This is a genomic window from Streptomyces sp. NPDC002004, assembly GCF_053593975.1.
Genome location: NZ_JBSFDP010000023.1, coordinates 20,431 through 33,362 on the forward strand (window position 1 = coordinate 20,431; position 12,932 = coordinate 33,362).

Consider the following 12,932-nt stretch of genomic DNA (forward strand, 5'->3'; position numbering starts at 1 on the left):
CGGTACCCCGCACACCCCTGCCTTACCGAAGGACGGCCCCATGCCTCCCCTCAGCTCGGCGAACGCCGCCACGGACAGCGCGCCCGCCATCCCGTCCGCCGCCGCGGAGCACGGCTCCGCCCGCCGGGCCGGCCTGCCCGCGCTCGTCGCCCGGCACGCCGAACGCACCCCGCACGCCCTGGCCGTGGTGGACGGTGACACCACCCTCACTTACGCGCAGCTCGTCGGCGCCGCCCGCTCCCTCGCGGCCCATCTGCGCGACCACGGCGTCCGTGCCGGGGACCGGGTGGCACTGGCGACGGCGCGCTCGGCCCGCACCGTCGTTGCCCAGCTCGCGCTGTGGTGGGCCGGTGCCGTGTGCGTCCCCCTCGATCCGGCGCACCCACGGGCCCGTAGCGAGGCGATGTGCGCCGACGCGGGTGTCACGCTGACCGTGGGCGACGCCGCCTCGCTGCGGTCGGCGGGGCCTGCCGGGCGGACGCTGGTGCTGCCCGACGACCTGGCCGACTCCGACGGCCCTGCCGACGGCAGTGACGCGGACGGCCCCGCGTTCATCATGTTCACCTCCGGCTCGACCGGGCGTCCGAAGGGTGTCGTCGTTCCGCACCGTGCGATCGCCGGACTGGTCGCCGCGCCGGACTGGGTCACGCTCACCGCACGCGACCGCGTCCTGTTCCACTCGCCGATGACCTTCGACGCCTCGACGTTCGAGGTCTGGGGCGCGCTCGTCAACGGCGCCGCCGTGGTCGTGTGCACCGTGGAGCGCCCCACCTTCGAGGACCTGTCCCGGCACATCGAACGCCACGGGGTGACCGTCGCCTTCTTCACCACCGCCCTGTTCCACCAGCTCGCCGCCCGCCGCTCCCGCGTCTTCGCGCCGCTGCGCACGGTCGTCGTCGGCGGGGAGGCCCTGGCCGCGGCGCATGCCCGCACGGTGCTGCGCACCTGGCCGTGGCTGGAACTGGTCAACGGGTACGGCCCGACCGAGACGACCACGTTCGCCACGGTCCACCGTGTCACCGACGCCGACTGCGAAGGACAGATCCCCATCGGCCGGCCGGTGGCCGGTGCCACCGCCCACGTCCTGGACGAGGCCGGGCGCCCGGTGACCGGCGCGGAGCGCGGTGAGCTGTGGATCGGCGGAACGCGGCTGGCCCTCGGCTACGCGGGCCGGCCCGACCTCACCGCCGAGCGCTTCATCGACCACGCCGGACCGGGCCGGCTGTACCGCACCGGTGACGTGGTCTCCACCCGTGCGGACGGCCTGCTCGACTTCCACGGCCGCACCGACGACCAGGTGAAGGTCCGCGGATTCCGTATCGAGCCGGGCGAGATCGAGCACACCCTGCGCGAGCTGCCCGGCGTGGACGGCGCGGCCGTGACCGTGCACCGGCCCACCGCGGACGACGCCCTGCTCGTCGCCTTCGTCGTGGCCGCGCCCGGAGCCGGGCTCCGGCCCGAGAAGCTGCGCGACCGGCTCGCCGACGCCCTGCCCCCGCATCTCGTCCCGGATGCCGTGACCCTCGTCGAGCGGCTGCCGCTGACGTCGTCGGGCAAGGTGGACCGGCGTGCGCTCGCGGACCTGGCCGGCGCGGCCCCGGACCGTACGCCCGGCCCCGTCCCGGCAGCGCTCACCCCGCTGGAGCAGGCCGTGGCCGAGCTGTGGAGCCGGGCACTGGGCACCGAGGTCGCCCACCCCGACGCGGACTTCCTCTCCCTCGGCGGGCATTCGCTGCTCGCCCTCGCCGTCACCGACGACCTGCACGAGGAGCTCGGCGTCGAGCTCACCCTCGCCGACTTCTTCGCCGCCCCCACGGTCGCCGGTCAGGCAGCGCTGGTCGAACGCGCGCTGCTGGCCGCACACGACGACCTGTGTCTCGACACCCAGGAGCACACCGATGTCCGCTGACGCACGCACCGCGGCGTTCGCCCGCCAGCAGGAACTGCTGCGCCGGGCGCGCGCGGGCGCACCGCGGCGCGCCAGGCCCGCCGCCACCGCCGCGTCCGAGCATGCCGAGCACGCCGAGGCGCCCCTGTCGCACGCACAGCGGCGGATGTGGCTGATGGACCGTCTCGGCGGGGGCGACGCCTCGTACCACGTCCCCTTCGCCACCCGTGTACGCGGCCCGTTCGACCCGGCCGCGCTCGCCGGCGCGCTGGACCGGCTGGTGGACCGGCACGCCATTCTGCGCACCCGCTATGCGCAGCGGGACGGCGAGCCGTTCCAGGAGGTCCTGCCGGCCCCGGCGGCGATCGCCGTGCCGGTGGTGGACGTCGACGAGGCGGGCGCCCTGGCGCTGGTGGAGGAAGAGGCGGGCCGCCCGTTCGACCTGGCTGCCGGTCGGGTCGTGCGCGCGCTGGTCCTGCGTCACGGGCCGCGGGACCACACGGTGATGCTGACGTTCCATCACATCGCTGTCGACGGCGCCTCGCTGGAGACGGTGGCGCGGGAGTTGGCGGAGTTCTACGCCGAGGCGACCGGTGCGCCCGCGGCGCCGCCGCGGACGGCGCCGCCGCAGTACGCCGACCATGCGCGGCGCGAACAGGACGAGGCCGAAGGCCGCCGGGAGGAGCTGGGCCACTGGGCGGGGCTGCTCACCGGCGCCGAACCGCCCCGTCTGCCGGGGCCGACGGAGCCGGTGCCCCACGCCGCCGACCGGTCCGCCGGCGTGCACACCGTCCCGCTCGCCCCGCGCCTGCCGGGCGCGCTGCGGGCGCTCGGGGCCGAGCGGCGTGCCACCCTGTTCGCGGTGTCGCTCGCCGCGGCCTTCGCCGCGCTGCGGGGTCTCACCGGTGACGACGACCTGGTCATCGGCGTGGCGGGTACCCACCGGCAGGGCACGGACATGCGGGAGCTCGTCGGGCTGTGCGTCAACACCCTTCCGGTCCGTGTCGACACCTCCGGCGACCCTGCCTTCGCCGAACTCGTCGAGCGCGTGCGGAACGCGCTGACGGAGGCCCAGCGGTTCCGGCACATCCCCTTCGATCTGGTGCTCGAACGGCTCGGCGCGGGCGCGCGCGGCGCCGACGGCACCGCTCTCGTCCGGGTGACGGCCGACGTCATAGGCAGCCCCACCGTGCTCCGTCTGCCGGGCACGACCGCGGAGTACGTCGACGTGACCGGCGCCGGGGCCAAGTTCGCCCTCTCCTACGGGCTGGTCGACTCCGACCGTCCGGCGGCGCTGGTGCAGTACGACAGGACGGCTCTGGACGACGTGGTCGCCGCGGGGACCGCCGCGCACTACGCGGCCCTGCTGGACGCGGCGGTCGGGGACCCGGACCTCCCCCTGAGCCGCCTCCCGCAGCCCGCCGACGGGATGCACGGCCGGGGCACCGGATCCCGCACCGCCCCGGACCCGGCCGTCGAAGCGCCCGTCGAGGCCGCCCCGGACCCGCATCCGGCCGTCGCGGCGCTGCGTGCCGACCCGCGGGTCGCCGACGCCACGGTGGTCGCGCCGGCCGGCGGTCCGGCCCTCGCCTACGCCGTGCTGCGCGACAGCGTCGGACCCACGCCGTACGAGCTGCTCGTCGGGCTGCGTGCGGCACTCGCGGCCGAGGACGCGCCGGGCGCCGTCACCCTGCTCGACACCCTGCCGCTCCGCGCCGACGGCACCGTCGACACCGCCCGGCTCCCCGGCGCACCCGACCCCGGCGCTCCGGGCGGCCCCATCGCCGAGGCCGTCGTCGAGGGCTTCGGCGCGTTGCTCGGGCACCTCCCGTCGCCGGACGACGACTTCTTCGCCCTCGGCGGGCACTCCCTGGTCGCGGTGCAGCTCGCCGAGCGGCTGCGCACCGCACTGCAACTGCCCCTCACCGGACTCGACGTGCTCAAGGCCCGCACCCCGCGGGCGGTCACCGCCCTGCTCGACTCGCGCCGGGCCGAACAGGCCACCGCCCGGGCGACGTCCGCGCCCGCGCGACGCGGGCGCACCCGTCCGGGGACCGTGCTGGTCACCGGGGCGACGGGCGGCGTCGGCGCCTTCGTCCTGCGTGAACTGGCGGCCCAGGGGCGCCCCGTGCTGGCCCTGGCCCGCCCCGAGTCGGCCCATCTGGTCGCCGTCGAGGGCGTGGACGTCGTCGAGGGCGATCTCACCGACCTGGCGGGCCTCGGCAGGGCCGTCGCGGACGCGGACGCCGTGATCCATGCGGCCTGCACCTTCACCCGCCCCGACGTGGACGTCGCGGCCATGAAGGCCATGACCGACGCGTGGCGGCGCGGGCCGTTCGTGTTCGTCAGCAGCGTCGACGCCTACGGGCATCCCGCGGACGACCGGGTCGCCGAGGAGTCCGCGTCGGGTGCACCGGTCAGCCCGTACGGTCAGGCCAAGCTCGACTGCGAGGCGCTGCTGCTGGGCGCGGCCGGGACCGGGGGCCGCGGCGGCGCCAGCGCCGTGCGCTCGCCGATCGTCTGGGGGGCGCACGACCGGCTGCGCGACCAGCTCCGCCACGGCGCCATCGGCAGCCTCTACCAGGCGGCACGCGAGGGCCGGCCGATCGGACTGCCGCGGCCCGGCACGGGCGGCCACGCCTGGTACGGGGCGCCATGGGTGCACGCGGCGGCCCTGGCCCGCGCGGTGACCGCCTGTCTCGACCTGCCCGTGCACGGCGTGGCCAACGCGTGCAGCGGCCATGTCTCCTGGCGGGACCTCGCCGAGGACCTGACCGAACTCCTGGGCAGCGACAGCGAGATCCACGAGACGGACCGGGTGCACCCCGACCTGGACCACCACTGGCACTACGACTGCGGCCGACTGGCCGGTCCGTTGCGTCCCCGCCCCGGGGAGGACCGCAGGACGGTGCTCACCGCCATGGTCGAGGACACCTCGGGCGGCTCCGCCTGACGGCCCGGACCGCGGGGCCCGATGCACCGGCCGGTTCGGCGCCGGGTCCTGCCGTACCGGGTACCGGGCACGGGTCGGCGTGCCCGGTCGGCGGGGCGGTCCTCGGGCGGACCGCCCGACGGGAGCCCGGCGCCGGCCGGGCGGGCGGAAGGCCCCGCGCTCCGCGACGCCGACGGCCCGTCAGCTGCCCGCGCCTCCCTTCCGGGGGAAGAGCGCAGAGGTGAACGGGGAGTCCGGCCGGGCAGGACGGGCTCCGTCCACCTCGATGTCCACGGCCTCGTTGTAGAAGGCGAGGCGGCCCTGGACGGCGGCCACGGCGGGCAGCGGGTCCGGATAGCTCCAGACCACGTTGGGCGGTACGTCGCTGCCGGCCCGCCAGGACCAGTACCGCGCCGTGCCCTTGTACGGACAGCCGCTCGTGTGGCCGGTGGGTGCGAAGAGGTCGAGGCGGACGTCGCCGGGCGGGATGTAGTACCGGACGGGCAGGCCGGTCTCGAAGAGGAGCACGGGGTGCGCGGTGTCGGCGACCACGGTTCCGGCGATCTCCACCCGGACGTGGCGGCTGCTCGCCAGCGCGTCGACACGGTGGTGCGGGTCCCTGGGGTGGATGAAGACCTCTTCGTCCTCCTCGTACCAGTGGTCGAGCCCCCGTCCGTGCCGGGACCACGCGAAGACGAGGTGACCGGCCAGGTCCTGTGCGGGGTATGTCCACGCCGCGTTGGCCAGGACCTCACCCCCGGCCTCGATGTCGTAGAAGGTCCGCGGGCCGGAGCGGGCGCCGGCCGGCGGCGCCTTGGCCGGACGGATCAGATCGGTGCGGACGTCGTCGCGCGGGAACGCGTACGCCGGTACCGGCGATCCGGGCTCCCACACGAGGAGGGGGCGCCTGCTGTCCACCACGGTGAGGTCGCCCTTCCGGCCGCGCACCCACCGTTCGCTGGGCTCCCACATGAACCCTTCCGGCGTGGTCCTGACGGTGCGCATGCTCACAAATGTGCTCATAACGGCACGATCGCACAGCGGGGGCGTCGTAGCGGGCGCCCGGGCACGACGGGCCGCCACGCCGTACCGCCCCGCCGGCCCCGGCGCCATGCCCGCGCCGCATGTTCCGCGGACAGGGCACCCGGCCGCGGGGCCGGCCTCGCCGACGGACCGCCCGCGCCCGAACGCGCCGCGCTCGCCGCCCCGCCGGACGCGCACTCACGGGACGTGACCCGGGCGGCATCTCGACCCGCCCCACGGGTCCGGCCGTCACTGCAGCGGGAACGTCCGGCCGCGCTCGCTCTCCGGCCGGGGCCCGAAGATGCGGCGCTCACCCGGGGCGATCGGCACATCGTTGATGCTGGCCTCGCGGCGCGCCATCAGCCCGTCCTCGTCGAACTCCCAGAGCTCGTTGCCGTACGAGCGCCACCACCGGCCCTCGGAGTCGGAGGACTCGTACTGGAAACGGACGGCGATGCGGTTGCCGTCGAAGGCCCAGAGGTCCTTGCGGAGGGCGTAGTCCCGCTCACGCTCCCACTTCGCCGTGAGGAAGTCGACGATCTCCGCTCGGCCCTGCACGAAGAAGTCGCGATTGCGCCAGACGGAATCCTCGGTGTACGCCAGGGCGACCTTCGCGGGGTCGCAGGTGTTCCACGCATCCTCGGCCGCCTGCACCTTCTGCGCTGCCGTCTCGCGGGTGAAGGGGGGAAGCGGGGGGCGGGGCGTCATGGTGTCTTCCTCTCGCCGGTGCGGACAACAGTGGAGAACGATCGTTCTCCACTGCACTGCTACCGTAGGAGAACGATCGTTCTCACGTCAAGGAGCAGCAGGAATGAGCGAGCGGACGGCAGGGCGCCCCGGCAGCCGGGGCGGCGGACGCTCCGGCGGCCGGATGGACGGCGCGGTCGCCGGGGAGCGGGCCCTGGACGCCGCCGAGGAACTGTTCTACTCGCGCGGTGTCCAGTCCGTCGGCATGGACGACATCCGCGCCGCCTCGGGCGTGTCGCTCAAGCGGCTGTACCAGCTCTTCCCTGCCAAGGAACAGCTCGTGGACGCCTATCTGGAGCGACGCGACGTGCGCTGGCGGCAACAGCTGGCCGCGCACGTCGAACGCCAGGACGACCCGGAGCAGCGGATTCTCGCCGTCTTCGACTGGCTGCGCATATGGTTCGGCGAACCCGGCTTCCACGGCTGTGCGTGGATCAACTCCTACGGCGAGCTGGGCGGTACGTCCCCGCGTGTCGCCGCCCGGGTCCGCGCCCACAAGCAGGCGTTCAGGGCGTACCTGACCGGTCTGGTGACGGACGCGGGGCTCCCCCAGGGGCTCGCCGAGCCGGTGTACCTGCTGGCCGAGGGCGCCATGGTCACCGCCGGTATCACCCGGACCACGGACCCGGCCGTGCAGGCCGGGGAGACGGTGCGGTTGCTGATCGACTCCGCGCGCCAGCGGAACGGTTCGCCGGCCGCCCCTCGGCCGAGGCCGGCCCGGGAGCCGACCTACCGTTGATCCGCTCCCCGGGACCTCCCTGCCCCCCATCGGCACGGTCCACCGAACTCCCGGCGCCTCGCACCGCGTACGGTCCCGGGGTCCCCGCCACTGCGTACGGCCGGCCCATACCGCCGCGTGCCGGACCCGTGACCGTCACGGTCGCCGGAGGCGTCCCGGCGGTGCCCGCCGCTCGGGGCGGCCGGGCGGGCCGTGTACGCGGCCCGGCGCGCCGCCCTCGTCGCGGCGCTCGCCGAGCACGCGCAGGGGGTCGCCCTGACCGGACTCGCCGCCGGTTTCCACGCGGTCGCCGTCGCTCGACGAGCAGGAGGTCGTCGCCGCCGCCCGCGCCCGCTCGGTCGGCCTCCACGGGATGAGCACGTGCCGCGCCGACGGGGCAACGGCGCCGCCCCGGCTCGTCCTCGGGTTCGGCGACGTCAAGGAGCGTGCCGTCGCTGCGGGCATCGCCGCGGTGGGCGATCTGCTGCGCGGTCGCGCGGCCGCTCCTACGGCTCGATCGCGCCGAGCAGCGCCCGCGCGCACAGGTCCCGCACCTGCTCCTGGGACAGACCCGGCTCGTCCAGCCAGTCCAGGCACACCCGGACCATGAACGCGAGCCAGCCGCGCACGGCGATCCGCAGCGTCGCCGGGTCCTGGGTGACCGGCGCGGTGCCGGGGTCGGCGGCGAGGGCCTCCAGGATCTGGCGTTCGTGCGCGGCGAGACCCTCCCGGTAGACGGCCCGCACGGCGGGGTCGCCGGCGGCCTCGGCCCGGTGGAAGGCACGGAAGCCGTGGGCGTGGGCCTGCACGTGGTTGAGGAAGGTGTCCAGGCCCGCGCCGATCTGCTCGCGGACGGGGACCCCGGGCTCGGCTCGGGTGAGGCGCAGCATCCGCCGGCTCTCGCGTTCCACGACGGCGGCGAAGAAGTCCCGTTTGGTCGGGAAGTAGTGGTACAGCAGCCCGCGGGACACGCCGGCGATCTCGGCAACCTGCTCGATCCACACCTCGTCGTACGGGTTCTGGGCGAACAGCCGGGCCCCGACGCACAGCAGCTGCTCCCGGCGCTCCTCGGTGCTGAGCCGTCGGCGTGTGCGTTCCCCCTGCTGCTCAGCCATGCAGTGCACATTACTTGACGTCGATTCAACAGCGGTACGAGACTGAAGGAGCTATTGAATCCGCGTACAACAAGCCCTGGGCGGGCGCGGCGTTCCCGCGCCCGCCGGGCGGATCGCACCAGGGAGATGGCGCCATGGCGGGGACGACGACGGCGGTGGACGGGACGACCGGCGGGCGGACCCGCGGTTTCCGCGGCGCTGAGCTCGGCTGGCCGGATCTGCACCGGATCCCGCATCCGCCGCACCGCCTGCCGTTCCTGGGCGATCTGCTGGGCGCCCGGCCGCGCACGCCCGTGCAGAGCTCGATGACGATCGCCCGGGAGCTGGGGCCGGTCTTCCGCCGCAAGGCCTTCGGCAAGGAGTTCGTGTTCGTCTGGGGCGCACGGGAGTCGGCCGACATCGCGGACGAGTCGCGGTTCGCGAAGCACGTGGGACTGGGGATCGCCAATCTGCGCCCGGTCGTGGGCGACGGTCTGTTCACGGCGTACAACGACGAGCCGAACTGGCAGCTGGCGCACGACGTCCTCGCCCCCGGTTTCAGCCGCGAGGCCATGGAGGGCTACCACCCGATGATGCTCGACGTGGCCGAGCGTCTCCTCGCCCACTGGGACGGACGGGAGGCGGCCGGCGCCGCCGTCGACGTCCCCGGCGACATGACCAAGCTGACGCTGGAGACGATCGCGCGGACCGGCTTCGGCCACGACTTCGGGTCGTTCGAGCGTGAGCGGCCGCACCCCTTCGTGACCGCGATGGTGGGCACGTTGACCTTCGCGCAGCGCCGCAATGTCGTACCGGCGCCGCTGACGTCGCTGGTGCTGCGGAGCGCGGCCCGGCAGAACACCGCCGACATCGCCTTCCTCAACCGCACCGTCGACGCGGTGGTCGCCTCCCGCAGGGCCGCGCCCGGCACGGCGGGCGGCACCGGCGACCTGCTCGACCGCATGCTGGAGACCTCCCACCCGCGCACCGGGGAACGTCTGGCGCCCGAGAACATCCGGCACCAGGTCATCACCTTCCTGGCCGCCGGACACGAGACGACCTCGGGTGCGCTCTCCTTCGCGCTGCACTATCTCTCCCGCCACCCGGACGTGCTGGCCCGTGCGCAGGCCGAGGTGGACGCGGTGTGGGGCGACGCGGCGCGCCCGGGGTACGGGCAGGTGGCGAAGCTGCGGTACGTGCGCCGCGTACTGGACGAGTCCCTGCGGCTGTGGCCGACGGCGCCGGCGTTCGCACGTGAGGCCCGCGAGGACACGGTGCTCGCCGGGGAGCACCCGATGCGGCGGGGCGCCTGGGCCCTGGTCCTGGCGATCATGCTGCACCGCGACCCGTCGGTCTGGGGGCCCGACGCGGAGCGGTTCGATCCCGACCGCTTCGACCCGGCGGCGGTGCGGTCGCGCCCCGCCCACGTGTTCAAGCCGTTCGGCACCGGAGCGCGGGCCTGCATCGGCCGGCAGTTCGCGCTGCACGAGGCGACCCTGGTGCTCGGGATGCTGCTGCGCCGGTACGACCTCCACGCCGACCCGGCGTACCGGCTGCACGTGTCGGAGCGGCTGACGCTGATGCCGCAGGGGCTCACCCTGCGGCTCACCCGCCGCTCCCCCGCCGACACCCCGGCGTAGCCACCGCGTTCGCGCCCGCCCGGCCGTAAGGCTCACCGCGCGGGCGTACCGCACCGCGTGCCTGTGCGCCGGACGTGCGCATCCGGGGCGCCACGCGGGAGCGTGCGACGGGGACCGGGCGACGGCGGGAGAACCTTCCGTCATGGGCGACCACGACCGGCGCATCGAGACCGTCCGCGCCGGACACCTGCACCGGACCGCGCGCAATGCCCGCGGAGCCGAGGTACGGATCGGCGCTGCGGCCGGCCCCGGTGTCCGGCCCTCGTTCACGCCCGTGGAACTGCTGCTCGCCGCCTTCGGCTGCTGTGGCGGTGCGGTCGTGGACCGCACCGCACGCCCGGTCGCACACGACGTCCCCGGCCGCTGCGGCGAGGGTGACGGCGAGCGCGAGGCATGGCTGCCGGCTAGGGCCGAGGACGAGCGGGCCCGGCACGGCACGTCGGACACGCCGGACCCCCGCCGGGCCCGGTCGGTGCTCGGCGGGCGCACCGTGCGGCAGATCGCCGAGGACCCGCGGTCCGTCCGGGAGGGCGGAGCCGGACACCGCGCGGGCGGCCGCGGATGAGCGGCCTGCTGGACGCGCTGCCCGACGAACAGCGCCGGCTGCTGGCCGATGCGCGCCCCGGTACGGAGCTCGCCGCCGCCCCCATGCTCGCGACGCTCAGCGACCGGCGGGAGTTCACCGGCGACTGGCTCTTCGAGCGGAAGCTGGACGGCGTCCGCGCCCTCGCCGTCCGCGAGGGCGACCGGATCACGCTGCTCTCGCGCACCGGCAACCGGCTCAACGAGACCTACCCGGAACTCGTCGACGCCCTCGGCGCCCAGGACCGCACGGACTTCACGGTCGACGGCGAGATCGTCGCGTTCCGCGGCGGCCGCACCGACTTCTCGCTGCTCCAGCAGCGCATGGGGCTCACCCACCGCCGCGCGATCGAGGCGACGGGGGTCGCGGTGACGTACTACCTGTTCGATCTACTGCGTCTCGACGGCGCCGACATCCGGCGCCTGCCGCTGCGCACCCGCAAGTCGCTGCTGCGCCGTGCCCTCGCCTTCGGGCCGCCCCTGCGCCTGGCCACGCACCGCAACGCGGACGGTGCGGACCTGCTGGCCGATGCCTGCGCCCGCGGCTGGGAGGGCCTCGTCGCCAAGCGCGCGACGAGCCGCTACCAGCCGCGCCGGTCCCCGGACTGGCTCAAGCTCAAGTGCGAACAGGGGCAGGAGTTCGTGATCGTCGGCTTCACGGAACCGGCCGGCAGCCGCGTCGGTTTCGGGGCGCTGCTGCTCGGCGTCCACGAACACGGGACACTGCGGTACGCGGGGAAGGTGGGCACCGGCTTCGACCGCAGAACGCTCCTCGGTCTCCGCAGCCGGCTCGACGCGTTGCGCACCGCCGAGTCGCCCGTCGGGCGGCGGGTGCCGGAGCGTGGACCCCGCTGGGTGCAGCCGCTGCTGGTCGCGCAGGTCGCGTTCACCGAGTGGACGCGGGACGGAATGCTGCGGCATCCGCGGTTCCTGGGCCTGCGTGACGACAAGGCCGCACGCGACGTCGTACGGGAACGGCCCCCGGGCGGCCGGGCCTCCCACTAGGATCGGAACACTCCTGCTCAGGACGGGAGTTCGACGATCTGGGGGGTCTTCCGTGGACGGCGTCACCGCAGGGCCGCATCGCATGGACCCGGCGGGAGGCTGCCCGCATGCGGACAACGCACGTCTGCTCGCCCGCGGCGCCGTGAGCGACGTGGTCCTGCCCGGCGAGGTCGAGGGCATGGTGGTGCTCGGTCACGAGGCGCTGAAGGAGTTCCTGGCGCACCCGGACGTCGCCAAGGACGCCCGGCACTTCACGGCACTGCGCGAGGGCAGGATCCCCGAGGGCTGGCCACTGGGCACCTTCGCCACGGTGCGGGGCATGACCACGGCCGACGGCGCGGACCACCGGCGGCTGCGGTCGCTGGTGAGCACGGCGTTCACGGCGCGCCGGGTCGAGGGGCTGCGGCCCCGGATCGAGGAGCTGACCGGCGCGCTGCTGGACGATGTGGAGCGAGCCGCCACCGACGGCGACGGAACGGTGGACCTCCGGCGGTCCTTCGCGCTGCCGCTTCCCCTCGGCGTCATCTGCGAGCTGCTGGGCGTCGACCCCGGGCGCCGTGAGCGGCTGCACCAGCTGTCGAACCAGGTCGTGGCCACCGACATCGGCCCGGAGGAGGCCATGGCCGCCAACCGGGAGCTCGTCGCGGTTCTCGGCGCCGTCGCCGCCGAGCGCGAGCGGCATCCCGGCGACGACCTGACCAGTGCTCTCATCGCGGCGCGCGACGAGGACGGCGACCGCCTCGACGCACAGGAACTCATCGGCACGCTGTTGCTGATGATCATCGCTGGTCATGAGACGACCCTCAATCTGATCACCAACGCGGTCCGTGCTCTGTGCACCCACCGCGACCAGCTCGACCTGGTGCTGACCGGCCGGGCCACGTGGGCGGACGTCGTCGAGGAGACCCTGCGCTGGGACAGCCCGGTGAGCTACTTCCCGTTCCGGTACCCCACCAGGGATCTGGTCGTGGACGGCACGGTGATCCCGCAGGGCACCCCGGTGCTAGCCGGCTACTCGGCCGCCGGACGCGACCGGGCCGCCCACGGTGACGACGCCGACCGCTTCGACGTCACCCGGTCCCGTACGACGCGCCACCTCTCCCTGGGGCACGGCCCGCACTACTGCCTGGGCGCTCCGCTGGCGAGGCTCGAGGCGACGGTCGCCCTCGAACGGCTGTTCAGTCGTTTCCCGGCCCTCACGCTGGCGGTCCCGGATGCGGAGCTGCCCCGGCACGCCAGCTTCGTCGGCAACAGCGTGCGCACCCTCCCGGTGCGGCCCGGCGGCCCCGAGGTGCGCTGAGCC

General features: G+C 74.8%; 10 protein-coding genes. 7 read left to right on the top strand and 3 right to left on the bottom strand.

What is annotated here, in order from left to right; all coding sequences use genetic code 11:
• Positions 1-40: 40 nt before the first annotated feature.
• Together ACWCP6_RS26605 and ACWCP6_RS26610 are read left to right on the top strand one after the other, a co-directional pair.
• Positions 41-1,909: an amino acid adenylation domain-containing protein gene (locus ACWCP6_RS26605; protein WP_450935082.1), complete on the top strand. Its 1,869-nt coding sequence runs from the start codon at positions 41-43 to the stop codon at positions 1,907-1,909.
• Positions 1,899-4,841, top strand: coding sequence for a condensation domain-containing protein (locus tag ACWCP6_RS26610; RefSeq protein ID WP_450935083.1), 2,943 nt, complete (start codon positions 1,899-1,901; stop codon positions 4,839-4,841). Before ACWCP6_RS26605 ends, ACWCP6_RS26610 begins: the two co-directional genes overlap by 11 nt.
• Before the next feature lie 180 nt (positions 4,842-5,021).
• Here ACWCP6_RS26610 and ACWCP6_RS26615 read toward each other — a convergent pair whose 3' ends face one another.
• Positions 5,022-5,843: a DUF427 domain-containing protein gene (locus ACWCP6_RS26615; RefSeq protein WP_450935084.1), complete on the bottom strand. Its 822-nt coding sequence runs from the start codon at positions 5,841-5,843 to the stop codon at positions 5,022-5,024.
• Positions 5,844-6,092: 249 nt separating this feature from the next.
• Positions 6,093-6,551, bottom strand: coding sequence for a nuclear transport factor 2 family protein (locus ACWCP6_RS26620; RefSeq protein ID WP_450935085.1), 459 nt, complete (start codon positions 6,549-6,551; stop codon positions 6,093-6,095).
• Positions 6,552-6,714: 163 nt separating this feature from the next.
• On the opposite strand from ACWCP6_RS26620, the gene ACWCP6_RS26625 reads away from it, so the two are divergent.
• Positions 6,715-7,329: a TetR/AcrR family transcriptional regulator gene (locus ACWCP6_RS26625; RefSeq protein ID WP_450935157.1), complete on the top strand. Its 615-nt coding sequence runs from the start codon at positions 6,715-6,717 to the stop codon at positions 7,327-7,329.
• Between the two features lie 485 nt (positions 7,330-7,814).
• Here ACWCP6_RS26625 and ACWCP6_RS26630 read toward each other — a convergent pair whose 3' ends face one another.
• On the bottom strand, positions 7,815-8,423 hold the full coding sequence (locus ACWCP6_RS26630) for a TetR/AcrR family transcriptional regulator (protein WP_450935086.1): 609 nt from the start codon (positions 8,421-8,423) through the stop codon (positions 7,815-7,817).
• A 134-nt stretch (positions 8,424-8,557) separates the two neighbouring features.
• Here ACWCP6_RS26630 and ACWCP6_RS26635 point away from each other — a divergent pair, with 134 nt between their 5' ends.
• The 4 genes from ACWCP6_RS26635 to ACWCP6_RS26650 all read left to right on the top strand — a co-directional run bounded on the left by ACWCP6_RS26635 (position 8,558) and on the right by ACWCP6_RS26650 (position 12,929).
• The gene (locus tag ACWCP6_RS26635; RefSeq protein ID WP_450935087.1) at positions 8,558-10,042 is read left to right on the top strand and encodes a cytochrome P450; all 1,485 of its coding nucleotides are present in this window, start codon (positions 8,558-8,560) and stop codon (positions 10,040-10,042) included.
• A 142-nt stretch (positions 10,043-10,184) separates the two neighbouring features.
• Positions 10,185-10,607: a hypothetical protein gene (locus ACWCP6_RS26640; RefSeq protein ID WP_450935088.1), complete on the top strand. Its 423-nt coding sequence runs from the start codon at positions 10,185-10,187 to the stop codon at positions 10,605-10,607.
• Positions 10,604-11,629, top strand: coding sequence for a non-homologous end-joining DNA ligase (gene ligD / locus ACWCP6_RS26645; protein ID WP_450935089.1), 1,026 nt, complete (start codon positions 10,604-10,606; stop codon positions 11,627-11,629). Before ACWCP6_RS26640 ends, ligD begins: the two co-directional genes overlap by 4 nt.
• An 82-nt stretch (positions 11,630-11,711) precedes the next feature.
• Positions 11,712-12,929, top strand: coding sequence for a cytochrome P450 family protein (locus ACWCP6_RS26650; RefSeq protein ID WP_450935158.1), 1,218 nt, complete (start codon positions 11,712-11,714; stop codon positions 12,927-12,929).
• Positions 12,930-12,932: the final 3 nt, after the last annotated feature.